General features: G+C 63.7%; 17 protein-coding genes. 6 read left to right on the top strand and 11 right to left on the bottom strand.

What is annotated here, in order from left to right:
* Positions 1–123 precede the first annotated feature (123 nt).
* On the top strand, positions 124–822 hold the full coding sequence (gene trmB / locus AB4Z53_RS03815) for a tRNA (guanosine(46)-N7)-methyltransferase TrmB (protein ID WP_441594776.1): 699 nt from the start codon (positions 124–126) through the stop codon (positions 820–822).
* A 334-nt stretch (positions 823–1156) separates the two neighbouring features.
* Here the strand turns inward: trmB and AB4Z53_RS03810 are convergent, their stop codons facing one another.
* Both AB4Z53_RS03810 and AB4Z53_RS03805 read right to left on the bottom strand, forming a co-directional pair.
* A complete protein-coding gene (locus AB4Z53_RS03810; protein WP_113536610.1) occupies positions 1157–1414 on the bottom strand; it encodes a DUF1150 family protein in 258 nt (85 codons plus the stop codon).
* A 47-nt stretch (positions 1415–1461) separates the two neighbouring features.
* Positions 1462–1893, bottom strand: coding sequence for an Hsp20 family protein (locus AB4Z53_RS03805; RefSeq protein ID WP_441594774.1), 432 nt, complete (start codon positions 1891–1893; stop codon positions 1462–1464).
* Positions 1894–2149: 256 nt separating this feature from the next.
* Between AB4Z53_RS03805 and AB4Z53_RS03800 the strand changes: the two genes are divergently transcribed.
* Entirely contained in the window at positions 2150–3094 is a 945-nt protein-coding gene (locus AB4Z53_RS03800) for a nucleoside hydrolase (RefSeq protein WP_441594772.1), read from the top strand.
* A gap of 74 nt (positions 3095–3168) precedes the next feature.
* Here AB4Z53_RS03800 and AB4Z53_RS03795 read toward each other — a convergent pair whose 3' ends face one another.
* The 3 genes from AB4Z53_RS03795 to AB4Z53_RS03785 all read right to left on the bottom strand — a co-directional run bounded on the left by AB4Z53_RS03795 (position 3169) and on the right by AB4Z53_RS03785 (position 8118).
* Positions 3169–5568 (bottom strand): methyl-accepting chemotaxis protein, encoded by a 2400-nt coding sequence (locus AB4Z53_RS03795; protein ID WP_441594770.1) that lies wholly within the window; start codon positions 5566–5568, stop codon positions 3169–3171.
* Positions 5569–5973: 405 nt separating this feature from the next.
* The gene (locus tag AB4Z53_RS03790; protein ID WP_113536605.1) at positions 5974–6873 is read right to left on the bottom strand and encodes a ribokinase; all 900 of its coding nucleotides are present in this window, start codon (positions 6871–6873) and stop codon (positions 5974–5976) included.
* A gap of 51 nt (positions 6874–6924) precedes the next feature.
* Positions 6925–8118 (bottom strand): DNA recombination protein RmuC, encoded by a 1194-nt coding sequence (locus AB4Z53_RS03785; protein ID WP_441594767.1) that lies wholly within the window; start codon positions 8116–8118, stop codon positions 6925–6927.
* A 151-nt stretch (positions 8119–8269) separates the two neighbouring features.
* Between AB4Z53_RS03785 and def the strand changes: the two genes are divergently transcribed.
* The 3 genes from def (at position 8270) to truA (ending at position 10636) form a co-directional block, all read left to right on the top strand.
* On the top strand, positions 8270–8794 hold the full coding sequence (def, locus tag AB4Z53_RS03780) for a peptide deformylase (RefSeq protein WP_113536771.1): 525 nt from the start codon (positions 8270–8272) through the stop codon (positions 8792–8794).
* 163 nt (positions 8795–8957) lie between these two features.
* A complete protein-coding gene (gene fmt, locus AB4Z53_RS03775) occupies positions 8958–9893 on the top strand; it encodes a methionyl-tRNA formyltransferase (protein WP_441594765.1) in 936 nt (311 codons plus the stop codon).
* The gene (truA, locus tag AB4Z53_RS03770) at positions 9893–10636 is read left to right on the top strand and encodes a tRNA pseudouridine(38-40) synthase TruA (RefSeq protein ID WP_441594763.1); all 744 of its coding nucleotides are present in this window, start codon (positions 9893–9895) and stop codon (positions 10634–10636) included. The genes fmt and truA overlap by 1 nt, the downstream gene beginning before the upstream one ends.
* Before the next feature lie 85 nt (positions 10637–10721).
* On the opposite strand, the gene AB4Z53_RS03765 is transcribed toward truA, so the two are convergent.
* The 5 genes from AB4Z53_RS03765 to AB4Z53_RS03745 form a co-directional block, all read right to left on the bottom strand.
* Positions 10722–11318, bottom strand: coding sequence for a hypothetical protein (locus AB4Z53_RS03765; RefSeq protein ID WP_441594761.1), 597 nt, complete (start codon positions 11316–11318; stop codon positions 10722–10724).
* Complete coding sequence (dapE, locus tag AB4Z53_RS03760) at positions 11305–12498, bottom strand: succinyl-diaminopimelate desuccinylase (protein WP_441594759.1); 1194 nt, start codon at positions 12496–12498, stop codon at positions 11305–11307. Before dapE ends, AB4Z53_RS03765 begins: the two co-directional genes overlap by 14 nt.
* A gap of 225 nt (positions 12499–12723) precedes the next feature.
* Positions 12724–15909 carry an efflux RND transporter permease subunit gene (locus AB4Z53_RS03755; RefSeq protein ID WP_113536599.1) on the bottom strand — a complete coding sequence of 1062 codons (3186 nt, stop codon included), beginning with the start codon at positions 15907–15909 and terminating at the stop codon, positions 12724–12726.
* A 129-nt stretch (positions 15910–16038) separates the two neighbouring features.
* A complete protein-coding gene (locus AB4Z53_RS03750; RefSeq protein ID WP_441594757.1) occupies positions 16039–17241 on the bottom strand; it encodes an efflux RND transporter periplasmic adaptor subunit in 1203 nt (400 codons plus the stop codon).
* A gap of 84 nt (positions 17242–17325) precedes the next feature.
* Positions 17326–18150 (bottom strand): alpha/beta hydrolase fold domain-containing protein, encoded by an 825-nt coding sequence (locus tag AB4Z53_RS03745; protein WP_113536597.1) that lies wholly within the window; start codon positions 18148–18150, stop codon positions 17326–17328.
* 140 nt (positions 18151–18290) lie between these two features.
* Here AB4Z53_RS03745 and AB4Z53_RS03740 point away from each other — a divergent pair, with 140 nt between their 5' ends.
* Positions 18291–19202 (top strand): LysR family transcriptional regulator, encoded by a 912-nt coding sequence (locus AB4Z53_RS03740; RefSeq protein ID WP_113536596.1) that lies wholly within the window; start codon positions 18291–18293, stop codon positions 19200–19202.
* Between the two features lie 3 nt (positions 19203–19205).
* On the opposite strand, the gene AB4Z53_RS03735 is transcribed toward AB4Z53_RS03740, so the two are convergent.
* Positions 19206–19601, bottom strand: coding sequence for a winged helix-turn-helix transcriptional regulator (locus AB4Z53_RS03735; RefSeq protein WP_113536595.1), 396 nt, complete (start codon positions 19599–19601; stop codon positions 19206–19208).
* Positions 19602–19611 lie beyond the last annotated feature (10 nt).

Genomic DNA, 19611 nt, shown 5'->3' with positions numbered 1-19611 from the left:
AGTGGCCTGCTATCAGGCGCTTGCGAAATTCAGGGCGGGTGCTCCGGCAAGGAGCGCCCGCTTCGTTCATTTTGATTTTGGGTTGGCTTGATCCGGGATCAGCGTGACCAAGGGACAAACGACATGACCGAACCGCGCCGTGCCAGAGCAACCGAGGCCTTCTTCGGCCGCCGCAAGGGCAAGCCGTTGCGCGAGCGGCAGGCAGCGCATCTGGAAACCGTGCTGCCGACGCTGAAGCTTGATCTGTCGAGCGCTGCTCCGGCGGAGCTGAAGACACTGTTTCCTCAGGATGTCGGGCGAATCCGGCTGGAAATCGGCTTCGGCGGCGGCGAACATCTGATCCACCGCGCCGCCGAAACGCCCTCGACCGGCTTCATCGGTGTCGAACCCTTCGTCAATTCCATGGCCAAGCTCGTCGGTCACATCGAGGATCGCGGCGTCAGCAACATCCGCCTTTACGACGACGATGCCACCCAGGTTCTCGACTGGCTGCCGGCCGCATCGGTCGACCAGATCGACCTGCTTTATCCGGATCCGTGGCCGAAGCGCAAACACTGGAAGCGTCGTTTCGTCTCCAAGGTCAATCTCGACCGTTTTGCGCGCGTGCTGAAGCCGGGCGGCGCGTTCTGCTTCGCCTCGGACATCGACACCTATGTCAATTGGACGCTGTTGCATTGCCGCGATCATGCGGCCTTCGAATGGACGGCGCAGAAGGCAGCTGACTGGCTGACGCCCTACGAGGGATGGCCGAGCACACGCTACGAGGCCAAGGCGCGCAGGGAAGGCCGGAGCTCCGCCTATCTCACTTTCCGGCGCGTCTAAAGCAATTCCAGGAAAAGTGCGAAGCGGTTTTCCGTCCGGGATTGCGTTGCTCTAAATTCAATTCCAGGAAAAGTGCGAAGCGGTTTTCCGTCCGGAATTGCGTCGCTTTAAATCCAATTCCAGGAAAAGTGCGAAGCGGTTTTCCGTCCGGAATTGCGTTGCCTCGAATTCAACTCCAGGAAAAGCGCGACGCGGCTTCCCGTCGGGAATTGCGGACCAGAAGACCAATCCCAGGAACGGGCGCGAAGCGATTTTCCGCCCGGAATTTCAGGCTCGAGAGAGCGGCTGCGTCATCCCGAGAGGTCAGCCCCCACCGTCAATGGAGGGCGTAAGATCAGTGCAGTGTGACAGTGCGCAGATCGTCCTCGGCGGCCTTGAAGAAGGTGCTGGAACGGTTGTCGGTCAGGAGGATCGGCGTGCCGTCGGCGCCGAAGAGCGCCCAGAGATCAATACCCGGTCCCATCTCGGGTGCTTCCGGGAAGCAGCGCGACACTTCGTCCGAACGCATTTTCCGGATGTAACCGATTTCGCCTTCGCCCAGATGCGCGAGGTCGTTCTTCGACAGTGACGAGCTGATGGCTTTCAGTCCCATGGTGATACTCCGTGGTCGCCGGCCAGGGGAGAATCCCGCCGGTTATCCTACTCTGGGACTGAAATGTTAATTTTCTTTACCATACGCACCGGCTCAGGACGAACGAGGTCAACCGAGAGCAGGCCGTTGCGCAGCTCGGCGCCAAGAACCTTCATGCCATCGGCCAGAACGAAGGTGCGTTGGAACTGGCGCGCGGCGATGCCGCGGTGCAGGTAATCACGATCGCCATTGTCGATCTGGCGGCCGCGAATGACGAGCTGGTTCTCTTCGGTGGTGACCTCGAGGTCCTCTTCGGAGAAGCCGGCCACCGCAAGCGTGATGCGCAGCCTTTCAGGCTCGTCGATCGATGCATCGCCGCGAACGCGTTCAATATTGTAAGGCGGATATCCGTCGTTGCCCTTGGCGATACGCTCAAGGGTCTTTTCCATCGTGTCGAAACCCAGCAGCAGCGGGCTCGTAAAGGGCGTAATTCGGCTCATTCCTCAAGTCCTTGCGAGATCAAGCGACCGTTGTTCGGACCTGCCCAGCAGCATCCTTGCGGCAATATGGTAGCTGTGCGCAATGAGTGCAAGCCGCTTGCCTCAGACGTGCACGCAAATCATAGTCCGCTCTCGCAGAATCCAACAGCGAAGCGAGGAGGGCGCATGCGGCCTCGTACCCGCTCCGGTGCATTGTAATCGATCGCGCTTTGGGTCGGGTAGACCCAGCCAAACGTGATCCAGGGAGGACGAGAGAGTGCCCGTGCCGAGAAAGATAATCATAGACACCGATCCCGGGCAGGACGATGCCGCCGCAATCATGCTCGCGTTCGGGAGCCCGGAAGAGATCGACTTGCTCGGCATCACCACGGTTGCCGGCAACGTGCCGTTGGCCCTGACGGCCCGCAACGCCCGTATTCTTTGCGAGCTCTGCGATCGGCCGAAAGTTCGGGTCTTTTCCGGCGCCGACAAGCCGATCGCCCGCCCGCTGGTGACCGCCGAGCACGTCCACGGCAAGACCGGCCTCGATGGCCCGACGCTCGACGAGCCGACGATGAAGCTCGAAGAACAGCACGCGGTCGACTTCATCGTCGAAACGCTCCGCAACGAGGCCGAGGGCACCGTGACGCTCTGCACCCTCGGTCCGCTCACCAACATTGCGCTCGCGCTTCAGAAGGCGCCCGAGATCGCGCCGCGGGTGAAGGAACTGGTGATGATGGGCGGCGGCTTCTTTGAAGGCGGCAACATCACGCCGGCGGCAGAGTTCAACATCTATGTCGATCCGGAAGCCGCCGATATCGTCTTCCGCTCGGGCATTCCGATCGTGATGATGCCGCTCGACGTCACCCATCGCGTACTGACCTACAAGGCGCGGGTGCAGAAGATCCGCGACATCGGCAGCCGCCCGGCGATCGCCATGGCGGAGATGCTCGAATTCTTCGAGCGCTTCGATATCGAGAAATACGGCACCGATGGCGGCCCGCTGCACGACCCGACGGTCATCGCCTATCTGCTGCGCCCCGAGCTTTTCACCGGCCGCGATTGCAACGTCGAGATCGAAACCAAGTCGCCGCTGACGGCGGGCATGACGGTTGTCGACTGGTGGCAGGTCACTGGCCGGCCGCGCAACGCCAAGGTCATGCGCTTCGTCGACGACCAGGGCTTCTTCGATCTTTTGACCGAGCGGTTGGCGCGCATCTGATCCCGCGCCAGATCGCCACGCATCAAACAAAAACGGCGCCCCGAGGGCGCCGTTTCTTTTTCTCGATCTGTTGATCAGAACTCTTCCCAATTGTCCTGGGCAAGCGCGTTGGCGCCTGAGGTCTGGGTGAGTACCCGCTGCGTCGAGGCGGAGTAGCTGCTGCGTGCCGGGGTTGCCGCCGGAGCCGGTCGCGCCTCGCGGACAGGAGCCGGTGCCGGACGTTCGGCCGCACGCATGCGTTCGGCTGTGCCACGCAGCATCTCGGACGAGGAGGGCTGCGACGAACCGGAGGCTTGGGCGACGCGGAAGCGGGCAACCAGCGCGTTCAGCGTCCGGGCCTCTTCGTTGAGCGCCATGCCGGCGGCCGTCGTCTCTTCGACCATGGCGGCGTTCTGCTGGGTCACCTGGTCCATCTGGTTGACGGCCGAGTTGATCTCCTTCAGGCCGACGGCCTGCTCGGAGGCCGAGCTCGAGATCTGGCGGATGAGGCCGTTGATCTGAACGACCTGCTCAGCGATCTTCTCGAGTGCGCCGCCGGCCTTGCCGACGAGATCGACGCCTTCGCGCACCTGTCCGGCCGAGGTGTTGATCAGAGTCTTGATCTCCTTGGCGGCATTGGCGGAGCGCTGGGCGAGCTCGCGCACTTCCTGGGCGACGACGGCAAACCCCTTGCCGGCATCGCCGGCACGGGCGGCTTCGACGCCGGCGTTGAGCGCCAAAAGGTTGGTCTGGAAGGCGATCTCGTCGATGACGCCGATGATGCGGCTGACTTCGTGCGACGACTGCTCGATACCCTTCATCGCGGCAATGGCCTTCTGCACCACTTCGCCCGACTGTCCGGCATCGCTGCTGGCGACGTCCACCGACTTGGCGGCGACCTTGGCGTTTTCGGCGCTGGCGTTGACCTGCGACGTCAATTCGTCGAGGGCCGCCGCGGTTTCTTCCAGGCTTGCCGCCTGCTGTTCGGTGCGGTGCGACAGGTCGTTGGCGGCGCTGCTGATTTCGCTGGTGCCGTTGCCGATGTTGACGACCGAATGGTTGACGGTGCGGATCGTCTCTTCGAGGCTTTCCATCGTCGCGTTGAAGTCGCGCTTCAGCTGAGCGTATTCGCCGGGGAAATCGTCGGTGATGCGGAAAGCGAGATCGCCGGACGAGAGGTGCGACAGGCCCTTGCCGAGGCGGGCGACGATGTCGCGCTGAAGGGCGCCGGTTTCGGCACGCTCGGTTTCCGAGCGATTGCGCTCGCGTTCGGCCTGTTCGCGCTCGTGGCGGGCTTCGCCTTCCAGGCGCTTGGTGTCGGCAAGCTGATGGCGGAAGCCTTCGAGCGCCTTGGCGACTTCGCCGGTTTCGTCGGAGCGATCCTGGCCGGCAATCGACTTGGTGTAGTCGCCGTGGCTGAGGTTGGCGACGTCCTTGACCAGCGCCGCGAGAGGCTTCTGCACGAAACCACGCACGGCGAGATAGAGACCGAGCAGCACGGCGCCGAGTACGACGAGGCCGCCGACGATCATCATGTAGGTCTGGTCCTTGACCGGAGCATTGATCGCGGTGCGCGGCACGTCGACGAGCACGACCCAGTTGGTGTTCACGCCCGAGAGGGTGAACGGATAGACGAGACGGTCGAAGGGCTCGTTGCCGTCATAGGAAAGGTTGGAGATGATGCCCGGCTTGCCGGAGGCAAGCGCATTCTTGACGACATCGTTGCCTTCGCCGTCATATTCCTTGAGCAGGAGTTCCGGGATCGGCGCCACCAGCCACTTGCCGCTCTGCGACAGGAGGTAGACGCGACCGGTGTCGAAGGGCTTCAGCTTTGCCAGGCCATCGCCGAGCGAGGCCAGCGAAATGTCGACGCCGGTAACACCCAGAAGCTTGCCGCCGGACATGACCGGATAGGCGATCGAGCTCATTGCGGTCGGAACGTCGGTGTCCTGCGCGGTGTAGGGCTGGGTGATCGCGCCCTTGCCGCTTGTTGCAGCGAGTTTGTACCACTCGGCCGCGTAGTCGGCGCCGAACGTGGAGTACTGGATTTCATTGGTGCGGCTCTTCGACCAATAGGGCGTGAAGATGCCCTTGTCGTTACCGCCCAGTTCCTTGTTGTTGACGACGTCCTCCTGGCGGCCGTCGAAGGCCTTGGGCTCCTCCGCGAACCAGCTGCCGAAGGCAAACGGGTTCTGCTCGAGGTTCGCCCTCAGGATATTGATCACCCCGGTGCGCTCCAGCGACTTTTCGGCATGCGCGCGGCCAAGAATGCCGGCCATCGAGCGCGCTGCACTTGCAAGCTCGCCGATGTCGCCGGCGATGTCCGAGGCGATTGCCCGGGCTTCACCGCTTGCCTGTTCGAGGACCAGCGTTTCGACGCGATCCTGGGTCTGGGAGATGAGAACGAAATTCGAAGCGAGCAGGACTAGTGCGATCGTGCCGCCTGTCACCGCGATCAGTTTGGTCGCCAGCGATTTGGCTTGGAACTTGAACATGAAATCCTCACGTGCTGGGAGGTCCGCAGGCTTTCACCTGCGGTGGACGCATTTCGCAATGGGGGTGGACTCCATCATGGAGCGTCAGATGCCGACCGGCATGTCGGAGGCAACCGGGTCATTTTCGACCGGCTCTCTCAGGGTCCTGAATAGACTGGAGATTCTTAAGATAGGGCCAACGCGGACGCTGTTTTACCGATCGCTTTGATAAAATTGCGCGCAAAGTTTTATCTCCGCGACATCGCCTGTCCGGATTGCGCAAACGCTGATTTCAAGGGCTGGAGACGGCCGAGCGCCAGAGCGTGGCAGGAAGAAAGTGCGGGCGCGTTTCGCCCGCACTCGGCTTGGTTTTCGCCGAGCATTCGCATTGTGGGTCCGGTCGATCCGGCCCAGACGCGTTACGAACTAAAGGCGTGATGCCACTTCCGTGGCAAGCGGGATCGAAGGTTGCGCGCCGCGCTTGAGGCAGGCGAGCGAACCGGCAACTGCGGCACGGCGCAACGCATCGGGGAAGGCAATGCCGGCATCCAAGCTGGCCGCGAGATAGCCACAGAAGGTGTCGCCGGCGCCGACCGTATCCACCGGTTCGATCTTCAGGCCCTTGGCACGCTGGATTTCGCCCTCGTGCACCGCGACGACGCCATCGGCGCCAAGCGTGACGATGACAGTCTGTCCGGTCTCCGCATGGAGAGCCTTCATCGCGTCTTCGCGCTCCGCACTGCTGATGCCGCTCTTGCCGGCCAGCAGCTCGAATTCGGTCTCGTTGGCAATGACGATATCGGCCATGCGACCGAGACGTGCCGCATCCGGCGTCAGCGGCGCGATGTTGATGACCGAACGCACGCCCTTCTGTTTGGCTGCGTTCAAGGCCCTCTCGACGGATGCCGCCGGAATTTCGAGTTGCAGCATCAACGTGTCGCCAGGCTTCATGCCGTCGACGGCCTTCACCGCATCGGCCTCGTCGACGGTCGCATTGGCGCTCGCGACCACGACGATGACGTTTTCGCCGTCACCACCGACGAGGATATGCGCGGTGCCGGTCGGCTCATCTACCGTCTTGGTCAGCGACATGTCCGTGCCGGCACCCTTCAAGAGTTCCAGGGCACCTTCGGCGAAGCTGTCGGCCCCGATCGCACCCGCCATCTGCACTGTCGCTCCGGCACGTCGTGCGGCCAGGGCCTGGTTTGCGCCCTTGCCGCCGGCGGCGGTCGAAAAGCCCGTTCCGGCGACGGTCTCGCCCGGCTTCGGAAGGCGTGCGGTCGTGGCGATCAGGTCCATGTTGATGGACCCAAAAACAGTGATCATGTGAAAATTTCCCGTCGGATTGCAGAGTGGGCCGGAGAGTGCCCGAGAGCCTCAGTCCTCGTCAACCACCCGCAGGCGCAATTGCCCCACCCGGTTGTCGACGGCAGCGCGCGGGTCGGTCGTTTCCTGCGTGCCGCCTTCGGCCTCGAGTTCGAGCGCCTCGATCTTTGCGCCGCGCCGGGTAAGCTTGCTCGATGAGATCAGAATGTCCTCGACGTCTTTCTGGCTCATGGCGAAATGGCCCTGGAGCTTGCGCACGCGCTCGTCGAGACGGCCGAGATCCTCCATCAATCTGGCGACTTCGCCCTGGATCAGATGCGCCTGCTCACGCATGCGCGCATCCTTGAGGATCGCCTGAATCACCTGGATCGACAGCAGGAGCAGGGAAGGGGAAACGATGACGATCCGCTGGCGGTGTGCCTTCTGTACGATCGCTTCGAAATGCTCGTGGATTTCGGCGAAGATCGATTCGGACGGCACGAAGAGGAACGCGGTGTCCTGCGTCTCTCCGGAGATCAGATATTTGCTGGCGATATCGCGCACATGCGTTTCCATGTCGCGGCGGAAAAGCTGGGCGATCTGCTGGCGGCGTTCGGCATCCGGTGCGTCACGCATCGCGTTCCAGGCTTCCAGCGGAAACTTGGCGTCGATGACGAGCGGCGGCTGGCCGTTCGGCATGCGGATCGTGCAGTCGGGTCGTGCACCGTTCGACAGCGTCGTCTGGAAGGCGAAGGCGCCCATAGGCAGCCCGTCGGCGATGATCGCTTCCATGCGCGACTGCCCGAAGGCGCCGCGCGTCTGCTTGTTGGAAAGGATTGCCTGCAGCCCGGCCATGTCCTTGGCCAGCGACTGGATGTTGTTCTGGGCGTTGTCGATGACCGCCAGCCGTTCCTGCAGCCGCCTGAGGTTTTCGTGCGTCGCCTTGGTCTGTTCGGTGATCGAGGCGCCGATGCGATGGGTCATGCCGTCGATGCGCTGGCTGAGCGTCTGGTTGAGTTCTGCCTGCCGCGCGCCGAAGACCTCGGCCATGGCGGCGACCCGCCCTTGCATCTCCGTCTGGGCGGCGAGCAGCATTGCCATCTGCTCCTGCCGCTCCTCGTCGTCGTTGTCCCGTCGCCGCGAAAGCGCCATCAAAATTGCAACGACGACCACCAGGCCGACGGCAATCGCGAGATGGCCAAGGGTGATCGGCAAGGTGCCGATGAAAAACAGCGGCTGGGCGAAGGGAAGAGGCGCAGGTTCCATGCGCCAAACCTAACAGATTCTTTGGTTATGTGTAGATCAAAACAAGAACATTCGCGCCGTGCAGTTAACGCCGGCCCGTCCAGGAAAGGCTGCCGAAGGTGGCAAGCCAATTTCCTTGCACGCCGATGGAAAGATCGGCTATGGGAGCAGCATGACGATCAAGCCGCTTATCATCCTTCCCGATCCTGTGCTTCGCCAGGTTTCCACGCCGATCGAAACCGTCGACGCGGACGTCCGCCGTCTGGCCGACGACATGCTCGAAACCATGTACGATGCCCCCGGCATCGGCCTTGCCGCGATCCAGATCGGTGTCGCCAGGCGCATGCTGGTGCTCGACGTTTCGAAAGAGGGCGATGAGAAGACGCCGCTCGTCTTCATCAATCCCGAGATCGTCGCTTCGTCCGAAACCTATTCGGTCTACGAGGAAGGCTGCCTGTCGATCCCGGATTACTACGCCGAGGTCGAGCGCCCCGCGTCGATCACCGTCAAGCATCTCGACCGTGACGGCAAGCAGCAGACGATCGAAGCCGACGGCCTGCTCGCCACCTGCCTGCAGCACGAGATCGATCACCTGAACGGCGTGTTGTTCATCGATCACATCTCCAAGCTCAAGCGCGACATGGTGATCCGCAAGTTCACCAAGGCCGCCAAGACGCGCGGCGCCAAGGCGATCTGAGCTTCGATCGCACAAGCGGTCGCGAACAGATCGCGCGAACGGCTGAATTTGACTCCAGGAAAAGCGTGAAACGGTTTTCCTCCCGGGGTTGCCCTGTTTCAGAGAATGAGATCATTTCGCCGTTTCCCCGCATGAAGTGATCTGAGAGGACGGAGTTACCGCCTTGTCGCTTCGCATCATCTTCATGGGTACGCCGGAATTTTCCGTGCCGACGCTGGCAGCGCTCGCAGAAGCCGGTCACCAGATCGTTGCCGCTTATACGCAGCCGCCACGGCCCGGTGGTCGCCGCGGGCTCGATCTGCAGAAGTCGCCGGTGCACCAGGCAGCTGAACTGCTCGGCATTCCCGTGCTGACGCCGCTAAACTTCAAGGACGAGGCGGATCGCCAGACCTTCCGTGATTTCGACGCCGACGTCGCCGTCGTCGTCGCCTATGGCCTGCTTCTGCCCGAGGCCATCCTCACGGGCACCAAGCTCGGCTGCTACAATGGCCACGCCTCGCTGCTGCCACGCTGGCGCGGTGCCGCACCCATCCAGCGCGCGATCATGGCCGGCGATCATGAGACCGGCATGATGGTGATGAAGATGGAAAAGGGGCTCGATACGGGCCCGGTCGCTCTCACCAAGACGGTCCAGATCGGCGAGACGATGACCGGTGGCGAGCTGCACGACCGCCTGATGCAGGTTGGCGCCAGCCTGATGCGGGAAGCGATGGCGAAGCTCGAGGCCGACGATCTGCCGCTGACGGTCCAGGCCGAGGATGGTGTCGTCTACGCCCAGAAGATCAGCAAGGCGGAAACCCGCATCGACTTCGCCCGTCCTTCACGCGAGGTGCATGATCATATCCGCGGCCTGTCGCCGTTCCCGGGCGCCTGGTTTGAGCTCGAAATCGCCGGCAAGCCGGAGCGCATCAAGGTGCTGAACTCCGAGCCCGCTTCCGGCACGGGTGAGGCCGGAACGGTGCTCGACGACAGCCTGACGATCGCCTGCGGCGAAGGCGCGGTTCGGCTGACCCGCCTGCAGCGCGCCGGCGGCAAGGCGCTCGGAGCGGCCGACTTCCTGCGCGGAACACCGGTTGCGCCCGGCACGAGGATCGGCTGATGCCGCGGTTCAAGCTGACCGTCGAATATGACGGCTCGGACTATGTCGGCTGGCAGCGGCAGGACAATGGCGAGTCCGTGCAAGGGGCGATCGAAAAGGCGATCCTGTCTCTGACCGGCGAGGCCGTTTCGATCCGTGGCGCCGGCCGCACCGATTCCGGCGTGCACGCCAGCGGCCAGGTCATGCATGCCGATCTGACCCGTCCGTGGAAGCCCTATACGCTTCGCAATGCGCTGAACGCGCATCTGGGGCTTGCGGGCGAGCGCGTGGCGATCCTTGAGGCCGAGGAAGTGTCCGAGGAATTCGATGCGCGCTTCTCGGCGCTGCGCCGGCATTATCTCTACCGCATCATCTCACGGCCCGCGCCGCTGGCACTTGAAGCCCGGCGCGCCTGGTGGGTGCCGAAGCCGCTCGACCATGAGGCGATGCATGCGGGCGCCCAGCGCCTCGTCGGCCATCACGATTTCACCACCTTCCGCTCCGCCCATTGCCAGGCGACGAGCCCGGTGCGGACCCTCGACCGGCTGGACGTCGCGCTCGTCGGCGGCGTCATCGAAATCCGCGCGACGGCGCAGAGCTTCCTGCACAACCAGATCCGGTCCTTTGCGGGATCGCTGAAGCTGGTGGGCGAGGGCAAATGGTCGCCGGACGATTTGCAGGCAGCGCTTGAGGCGCGCAACCGCAAGGCCTGCGGCCCCGTGGCCCCGCCCGATGGGCTCTATTTCCTGCAAGTGGATTACTGATCGCAAGCCGATCCCGAAGCTCTGAAGCGCGATCTCACAGCATACCGTTGTAGCAAAACCGCAGCATACTTTTGCGCGGCGCACTCTAGCTCGGGATCAGGCCGAAGAAGCGCTGCAGCAGGTCGCCGATCATCATCGAGGGCAGCAGGAAGAGGGCCGTCAGCGCCGAGGCCAGCAGCGTCTCGTTGCCCGTCAGCATGCGCAAGAGCCGGAAGAGCACGGCGATGCTGACCACGAGCAGCGTCAGCCAGATCAGGCTCGTCAGGCCTTGGCTTCCGGGAATGGTGAGCCTGATCGCCGCCGGCACCGCCATCGCGTAGGAAAGCGGCACGGAGAGCCAGTTGGTGGTGACGATGATCGGCACCACTGCTCCTGCAAAACCGAGCGGACGGGACAGAATGGCGATCAGCACCAGCGGCAGCAGCCAGCTGACGAGATCGACGACAAGCAGCTTGAAGATGAAGCCTATGCCGATCGCCGTCCCATCGGGCATCGCCGACAGATAGTAGAACCGCCAGGACGCCCAGGTAACGGCGATCGCCGGCAGGCACCAGAGCATCGACGTGAACGAGCGCCAGAGGCCGCTCTCGCTGAAATCGAGCCAGCGGAAACCCTCTTCGTTGCCCTGAGCCAAGAGCCAGAGGCCCCTGATATAGGCAAGCACCTCGTCAAGCAGCGGCATGGCCGAACCAGCGCAGGACGAAGGTCTCGTAAATATTGGTCAGGGTTTCGAGGTCGGCGACGGCGACACGTTCGTCGACCATGTGCATGGTCTGGCCGACCAGGCCAAACTCCACCACCGGGCAATAGTCCTTGATGAAGCGCGCGTCCGAGGTGCCACCGGTCGTCGACAGCTTCGGCTGCCGGCCGGTGACGGCCTCGATGGCGCCCGAGAGCGAATCGATCAGCGCATTGTTGCGCGTCAGGAACACGTGGCTTGGGCGCTCGCTCCAGACGATTTCGTAGCGGACGGGCGCGCGGTCCGGGCGCAGGCTGCCGGCCGCTGCAGCGCGGTCGAGCCGTGCGATGATCTCGGCCATCAGGCTTTCGGCCGTCCACGAGTCGTTGAAGCGGATGTTGAACGCGGCGGTGGCTTTCGCCGGAATGACGTTGACCGCACCATTGCCGACGTCGATCGTCGTCACTTCCAGGTTCGATGCCTGGAAGCTCTCGGTGCCGTTGTCGAACGGCGGATCCATCAGCGCCTGTGTCAATTGCAGGATGCCGCGCACGGGACTGTCGGCGAGATGCGGATAGGCCGCATGCCCTTGCACGCCATGGACCGTGATGCGGCCCGACAGCGAGCCGCGACGGCCGATCTTGATCATGTCGCCGAGCTGGTCTGGATTGGTCGGCTCGCCGACGAGGCAGGCGTCCCAGCGCTCGCCCTTGTCGGCCGCCCATTGCAAGAGTTTGGTGGTGCCGTTGATCGCCGGCCCCTCTTCGTCGCCGGTGATGAGGAAGGAGATCGAGCCCTTCGGCGCGCCATGCTTCTCGATGTGGCGGGCGACCGCCGCGACGAAGCAGGCGATGCCGCCCTTCATGTCGACGGCGCCACGGCCGTACATTTCCCCGCCGGCGATCTCGGCCGAAAACGGCCCATGGCTCCAGGCGGCTTCGTCGCCGACCGGAACAACATCGGTATGACCGGCGAACATCAGATGCGGGCCTTCGGTGCCGAGCCGTGCATAGAGGTTCTCGATGTCGGGCGTGCCGGCGTCCTTTGCCACCACGCGGTCGACCGCAAAGCCGAGCGGCTTCAGCATGGCCTCGAGGGCGGAAAGCGCTCCGCCTTCGGCCGGGGTGACCGAGGGACAACGAATGAGGGTGGCGAGATTGGCGATTGGATCGGTGGGGGTCATCTAACGCTATGCCGTCTGCTTGGCCGCTGGAGCCAATGGAATGGAGGCTGCTGGTTTATCCGATCGTCAGTGAACTGTCACGTGGGATGGGCACCGCTACGCGGCAGGGCGATTTGTCCAGCGGGATGCAATGCGGCGCCGCGCCTGGGCGGAGGCGCAACGCCGCAGCTTCAACGGGCCGGAGTGATCCGGCCCGCCTGAAGATCGCGAAAGGGTAGGAGAGGCTTACTCTCCCGGTGCGAGATGCGGCGCCTCGATATGGGCCCCGGCGTGCTTCAAGGGCCGCTCGCCGGTGAGCTTGCGGATGAGCACGTAGAAGACCGGGGTCATGAAGATGCCGAACGCCGTGACGCCGATCATGCCGGCAAAGACCGCGACACCCATGGCCGAGCGCATTTCCGCACCCGCGCCGGTGGACATCACCAAGGGCACCACGCCCATGATGAAGGCCATCGAGGTCATCAGGATCGGGCGCAGACGCAGCCGGCTCGCCTCGATCGCGGCTTTCACCGGCGTGCTGCCTGAGAGTTCCAGTTCGCGGGCGAACTCGACGATCAGGATGGCGTTCTTCGCCGATAGGCCGACCAGCACGATCAGACCGATCTGGGTGAAGACGTTGTTGTCGCCTCCCGTCAGCCAGACGCCCACCAGCGCCGCCATGATGCCCATCGGCACGATCAGAATGATCGAGATCGGTAGCGTCAGGCTCTCATACTGTGCGGCAAGCACGAGATAGACGAGCAGCAGCGCCAGCGGGAAGACGAGCAGGCCCGAATTGCCGGCCAGGATCTGCTGGTAGGTGAGATCCGTCCATTCGAAGCCGATGCCGGGCGGCAGCGTTTCGGCGGCGATCTTCTCGATGGCAGCCTGAGCCTGGCCGGACGAGAAGCCCGGTGCCGGGCCGCCATTGATGTCGGCCGACAGGAAGCCATTGTAGCGGATCGCCCGTTCGGCGCCGACCGTCTGCTCGACCTTGAGAAGCGCCGACAGCGGGATCATCTCGCCGGACTGCGAACGCACCTTCAGCTTGCCGATGTCGTCGGCATGGCTGCGGTAGTTGGCGTCCGCCTGGATGCGCACGCTGTAGGTGCGGCCGAAGGCGTTGAAGTCGTTGACGTAGAGCGAGCCCAAATAGATCTGCAGGGTCTCGAAGACGTCGGTGACGGCCACGCCGAGCTGGCGCGCCTTGACGCGGTCGAGGTCGGCATAGAGCTGCGGCACGTTGATCTGGTAGCTCGAATAGAGACCGGCCAGTTCAGGTGTCTGGTAGGCCTTGGCGAGGAATGCCTTGGTTGCCTCGTCGAGCGCCTGGTAGCCGAGGCCGTTCTTGTCCTCGAGCTGCAGCTTGAAGCCGCCGGTCGTGCCGAGGCCCTGGACGGGCGGCGGCGGGAACATGGCGATGAAGGCATCCTGGATCGCGCCGAATTCCTGGTTGAGCTGCATGGCGATCGCGCCGCCGGACAGTTCGGGCGTCTTGCGTTCCTCGAAGGGCTTCAGGGCGACGAAGACAATGCCGGAGTTCGACGAGTTGGTGAAGCCGTTGATCGACAGGCCCGGGAAGGCGATGGCGTTCTCGACGCCCGGATGCTTGAGCGCGATCTCGCTCATGCGCTTGATCACGTCTTCCGAGCGATCGAGCGTGGCTGCATCCGGAAGCTGGGCGAAGCCGATCAGGTACTGCTTGTCCTGCGCCGGCACGAAGCCGCCAGGGATGGCGCGGAACAGCGTGAAGGTCACGCCGAGCAGCACCACATAGACGACCATGATCAGCGACTTGCGGGTCAGGATCCGTCCGACGCCGCGGCCGTAGGCTTCCGAGCTTGCTCCGAAGAAGCGGTTGAAGCCGCGGAAGAACCAGCCGAAGAGCTTGTCCATCGCCCGCGTCAGCCAGTCCTTCGGCGCGTGGTGGTCCTTCAAGAGAAGGGCGGCCAGAGCCGGAGACAGCGTCAGCGAGTTCAGCGCCGAGATTACCGTGGAGATCGCGATCGTCAGCGCAAACTGACGATAGAACTGGCCGGTGAGACCGGTGATGAAGGCAAGCGGGACGAAAACGGCGACGAGCACCAGCGCGATTGCGATGATCGGGCCTGACACTTCCTGCATGGCGCGGTAGGTTGCCTGGACAGGCGACAGGCCCTGTTCGATGTTGCGCTCGACGTTCTCGACTACCACGATCGCGTCGTCGACGACGATGCCGATCGCCAGCACCAGGCCGAAGAGGCTGAGCGCGTTGATCGAGAAGCCGAAGACGTACATCACCGCGAAGGTACCGACGATCGAGACCGGAACGGCGACGAGCGGGATGATCGAGGCGCGCCAGGTCTGCAGGAAGACGATGACGACGATGACGACGAGGGCGATCGCTTCGAGCAGCGTATGGATGACCGATTCGATCGAGGCGCGCACGAACTGGGTCGTGTCATAGACGATTTCGTAGTCGACGCCCTCGGGCATGGTGAGCTTCAGCTCGGCCATGGCCTTGTGCACGTTCTCCGAGATCTGGATCGCGTTCGAACCCGGCGCCTGGAAGATACCCATGCCGACGGCCGGCTTGTTGTCGAGCAGCGAGCGCAGCGAATAGTCGGCAGCGCCCATCTCGACGCGGGCGACGTCGCCAAGGCGGGTGACTTCGCCTTCTGCGCCGGACTTGACGACGATGTTGGCGAAATCCTCAGGCGTTTGCAGGCGGCCCTGCGCGTTCACGGAAAGCTGCAGGTCGAGGCCCGGAACGGAAGGCGAGGCGCCGATGACGCCGGCGGCTGCCTGGACGTTCTGCCCGCGCACGGCGTTGGCGATGTCGCTCGCCGCAAGGCCGCGCTCGGCTGCCTTTTGCGGGTCGATCCAGACGCGCATAGAATAGTCGCCGCCGCCGAATATCTGCACCTGGCCCACGCCCTCGACGCGCGCCAGCCGATCCTTGACGTTCAGCACACCGTAGTTGCGCAGATAGTTGATGTCGTACTGCCCGTTCGGCGAGATCAGGTGCACGACCAGTGTCAGGTCGGGCGAGCTTTTGACGGTGGTTACGCCGAGGCGGCGCACTTCCTCGGGCAGCCGCGGCTCGGCCTGCGAGACGCGGTTCTGTACCAGCTGCTGGGCCTGGTCGGGATCGGTACCGAGTTCGAAGGTGACGGTCAGCGTCATCAGGCCGTCGGCGGTCGCCTGGCTCTGCATGTAGAGCATGCCTTCGACGCCGTTGATCTGTTCTTCGAGCGGCGTTGCCACCGTCTCGGCAATGACGGCCGGGTTGGCGCCCGGATATTGCGCCCGCACCACGATCTGCGGCGGAACGACTTCGGGATATTCGGAGATCGGCAGACCGGTCATGCCGATCAGGCCGGCCACGAAGATCAGGACCGAAAGGACGCCCGCGAAGACCGGGCGGTCGACGAAGAAGCGTGAGAAATTCATGGTATCCCCCTTGGGACGTTTTAGGCAGACCTCGGGCGTTCGCGGCGAAATCTCCGCCGCGCGGCATAGTCTGCTGAGTGATGCCTTGGCTGGCTGCTCGTCGCGCTCAGCGAGGAGCAGCCAGGACCATTACTTGGCGATCGAAGCGGTCGTTTCCTCGACCTGCTGTGGCGCGACGACGACGCCGGGGCGAACCCGCTGCAGGCCGTTGACGACGATGTTCTCGCCGGACTTCAGGCCGCTTTCGACGATGCGCAGACCGTCGGAATTCGGTCCGAGCTTGACCTGGCGGTACTCGACCTTGTTGTCGGTACCGACGACGAAGACGAACTTCTTGTCCTGGTCGGAACCGATGGCGCGGTCGCTGACCACAAGCTTCTCCTCGGGGTCCGGCTCGCCGATGCGGATGCGGACGAACTGTCCGGGGATCAGCTTGCCTTCGGCGTTTTCAAGCGCCGCACGCACCCGGATCGTACCGGTCGCCGCATCCACCTCGTTGTTGATGAGCTGGATATGGCCTGTGATCGGCGTGCCGTCGTCGGCAGCGGTGCCGACCTGCACCGGGAGGCGCTCGATCGCGCTGCCGCCGGCAGAGGCCGCGAGCTTCGCAAGCGCGGTGGTTACCACCTCTTCGCTGGCGTTGAAGCTTGCATAGATCGGGTCGACCGAGACGAGCGTCGTCAGCACCGGCGAGGCGGAACCGGCGGCGACGAGATTGCCGGCGGTGATGTCGAGCCGGCCGACGCGGCCGGAGATCGGGGCACGCACTTCCGTGTATTGCAGGTCGAGCTCGGCGGTGCGCAGGGCTGCCTTGGCCGAGCGCACCTCTGCCTGGGCTTCGTCATAGGCGCTGGCGCGCTGGTCGACGCCGCTCTGCGGAATGGCGCTGGTGGTCACAAGCTTGCGGCCACGCTCGAGTTCGATCTTGGCGAGTGCGACGCGTGCTTCCGCTGCCTCGACCTGTGCCTTCGCCCGCTCGACGGCGGCCGCATAAGGCTCGGGATCGATCGTCACCAGGAGGTCGCCCTGCTTGACGAGTGCACCTTCGCGGAAGTGCGCCTTGAGGATGGCGCCGCCGACGCGCGGGCGAACTTCCACGCGCTCGATCGCTTCGAGACGGCCGGAGAATTCTTCCCAGGTGGTGATGCGCTTGGACTGTGCTCGCGCCACCGAGACCGGCACGGCCGGAGGTGGCGCCGCGGCGGTCTCGGTTGCGGCGTCGGCTTCGAAATGCTGCGGCAGGCCGAGCATGACGGCACCACCGCCGGCGACAGACAAAAGGATACTCAGGCCGGCGCCCCAGAGGGCCCGACGGGTCACTGTCGATGTCATCTTTTCTCTCCTTGCCGGTTGGGAGCCGGCGCTTTGCTTTCGATGTCAGATCGAGGGAATGGGCTGGGTGATCGCCGCCCCCGTCTAGCGCACCGTCATTTCCGCCGGCTTCGCCCCCGTCTTCTGGAAGAAGCGGGAGAAGATGCCGGTAATCTCTTGCCGTTGTGCCGGCCAGCCTTCGCCGGAAGCCGCACTTTGCGGCAACCATCCGGCTCGTCCGGGCAGGACATGGGATTCAACCGTCACACCCGCCTGCCGCAGGCGCTCGGCATAGGCTTCGGCCTCGTCGCGCATCGGGCACTCTTCGCTGGTCACGATCAGCGAAGGCACAAGGCCGGCGAGCCGTGTGCAGTGGGCCGGCGCGGCGTACGGGTGGGTGAATCCGCCGCTTTGACCAAGGTAACGCTGCCACCCATCGGCGATCGATTGCGCCGAGGATTGCGGACAGTATTGCCGGAACGATTCCGTGGCCAGGCATGGATCGAGCATTGGCGACAGCAGGATCTGGCCCTTGAGATCGGTCAGATACTGGTCACGCGCCATCAGCGCGGCACCGGCGGCGACATTGCCGCCTGCCTCTTCGCCAGCCACGAACAGCGACGATTTCTTGTGCGCGAATTGCGGGCAGCGCGAGCGCATCGACGACAACATGGCATAGGCGACGTCCAGCGCCGCGGGAAACGGATTGAGGCAGGCCGCGGAATATTCCGGAGAGATCACTACCGCTCCGGCTGCCGCGAGTGCCTCGGCGACACGCTCACCGGCGGCGATCGTTCCGCCGACGAAGGAGCCGCCATGCAGGTGCAGCACGACCGGCGGCGGATTGAGCAAAGCTTCGCCGCGGTAGACGCGTGCCGTGCAGCAGCCTTGGCCGGTCTGCATCGTCTCCACTTTGAACAGTTCGCCCATCTCTCTTGCCTTCGGCCCGAGCTCAACCCACATGTGGCGACAACAAGCCACGATAGGAGAATAACATTATCTTCTGTCTGGAATAGTCTTTTCAATCTGACTACACTATTCGTATTCTCGAACAATCACGGCTCTTGAAAATGGACCAGCTCACGGCCATGCGCGCGTTCCTCCGGGTCGTCGAGACCGGAAATTTCACCCGCGCCTCCGCTTCGCTGAATATGCCCAAGGCAACGCTTACCAATCTCATCCAGGGGTTGGAGGCACATCTGCGCACGAAGCTCCTCAACCGCACCACCCGCCGGGTGCTGGTGACGCCGGACGGCGCACTCTACTACGAACGCGCCGCACGCCTGCTGACCGATCTCGACGAACTCGACGGCAGTCTTTCGAGCGCCCAGACCCTGCCGAAGGGTCGGATCAGGGTGGAAATGGCAAGCGCGATTGCCAACCTGATCGTCATCCCCGCGCTGCCGGAATTTCACAAGCGCTATCCCGACATCCAGATCGATCTCGGTGTTTCGGACAGGACGGTCGACTATGTGGCGGAGAACGTCGATTGCGCCATCCGCATCGGCGCACTCACGGACCAGTCGCTAATCGCGCGGCGCATCACCGAGATGAGCTTCGTCGCCTGCGCCGCCCCTGACTATCTCCAACGCCACGCGGTGCCGCAGCACCCGTCGGATCTTTCGAAGAACTGCTATGTCGTCGGCTATTTCCGGCCACAGACCGGCCAGCAGATGCCGTTCTATTTCAAGCGCGGCAACGAAGAAATCGAGGTAAACGGGCGCTACACCGTGGCGGCCAACGAAGCGACCACCTATCTCGCGGCGGCAAGGGCCGGCCTCGGCGTCATTCAGGCGCCGCGCTTCATGGTGCGCGACGACCTCGTGTCCGGCGCCATGCGGCCTGTTCTGGAGGACTGGGAGGTCGAGTCCATGCCGATCTATCTGGTCTATCCACCGAACCGGCATTTGAGTAGCCGCCTGCGCGTCTTTGCCGATTGGGTGGTCAAAGTCGTCGCCCAGTCGCAGCTCGATGCGGCCTGAGCTTCATTTGCCGCGGTCGGCGTCGTAACGTTCGCGTGCCGCATCCAGCGCACCGAAATGCGTCTCCGCCCAGCGGTCAAGCACCAGCAGGGTTTCGCTGAGAGAACGGCCGACCGGGCTCAGGCTGTATTCCACGTGCGGCGGCACGGTCTTCTTGTCCTCGCGGATCACGAGGCCATTGCGCTCCAGTTCCTTCAAGGTCTGCGTCAGCATCTTTTGCGAGATGTCGCCGAGCCGGCGCATCAGCGCGGCGTTGCGCATCGGTCCGCTTTCAAGCGCCGAGATGATCAGCATTGGCCACTTGCCGGCGACGAGTTCCAGCGCGTGGCGTGACGAACAGGTCGGATCGAAGACGTCGGGAATGGATGTCGCGGGCGCTGACGTGTCGGGATTTTCCATAGTTACCAAA

Source organism: Ensifer sp. 2TAB8 (assembly GCF_052115125.1).
Taxonomy (GTDB): domain Bacteria; phylum Pseudomonadota; class Alphaproteobacteria; order Rhizobiales; family Rhizobiaceae; genus Ensifer.
Note: the sequence above shows the minus strand (reverse complement) of the source record. Positions and strands in the feature narration are given on the sequence as shown.

Coding starts and splice junctions, on each gene's coding strand:
- trmB (WP_441594776.1), top strand. CDS start 124: ATGACCGAACCGCGCCGTGCCAGAGCAACCGAGGCCTTCTTCGGCCGC.
- AB4Z53_RS03810 (WP_113536610.1), bottom strand. CDS start 1,414: ATGGGACTGAAAGCCATCAGCTCGTCACTGTCGAAGAACGACCTCGCG.
- AB4Z53_RS03805 (WP_441594774.1), bottom strand. CDS start 1,893: ATGAGCCGAATTACGCCCTTTACGAGCCCGCTGCTGCTGGGTTTCGAC.
- AB4Z53_RS03795 (WP_441594770.1), bottom strand. CDS start 5,568: ATGTTCAAGTTCCAAGCCAAATCGCTGGCGACCAAACTGATCGCGGTG.
- AB4Z53_RS03790 (WP_113536605.1), bottom strand. CDS start 6,873: ATGATCACTGTTTTTGGGTCCATCAACATGGACCTGATCGCCACGACC.
- AB4Z53_RS03785 (WP_441594767.1), bottom strand. CDS start 8,118: ATGGAACCTGCGCCTCTTCCCTTCGCCCAGCCGCTGTTTTTCATCGGC.
- def (WP_113536771.1), top strand. CDS start 8,270: ATGACGATCAAGCCGCTTATCATCCTTCCCGATCCTGTGCTTCGCCAG.
- truA (WP_441594763.1), top strand. CDS start 9,893: ATGCCGCGGTTCAAGCTGACCGTCGAATATGACGGCTCGGACTATGTC.
- AB4Z53_RS03765 (WP_441594761.1), bottom strand. CDS start 11,318: ATGCCGCTGCTTGACGAGGTGCTTGCCTATATCAGGGGCCTCTGGCTC.
- dapE (WP_441594759.1), bottom strand. CDS start 12,498: ATGACCCCCACCGATCCAATCGCCAATCTCGCCACCCTCATTCGTTGT.
- AB4Z53_RS03755 (WP_113536599.1), bottom strand. CDS start 15,909: ATGAATTTCTCACGCTTCTTCGTCGACCGCCCGGTCTTCGCGGGCGTC.
- AB4Z53_RS03750 (WP_441594757.1), bottom strand. CDS start 17,241: ATGACATCGACAGTGACCCGTCGGGCCCTCTGGGGCGCCGGCCTGAGT.
- AB4Z53_RS03745 (WP_113536597.1), bottom strand. CDS start 18,150: ATGGGCGAACTGTTCAAAGTGGAGACGATGCAGACCGGCCAAGGCTGC.
- AB4Z53_RS03740 (WP_113536596.1), top strand. CDS start 18,291: ATGGACCAGCTCACGGCCATGCGCGCGTTCCTCCGGGTCGTCGAGACC.
- AB4Z53_RS03735 (WP_113536595.1), bottom strand. CDS start 19,601: ATGGAAAATCCCGACACGTCAGCGCCCGCGACATCCATTCCCGACGTC.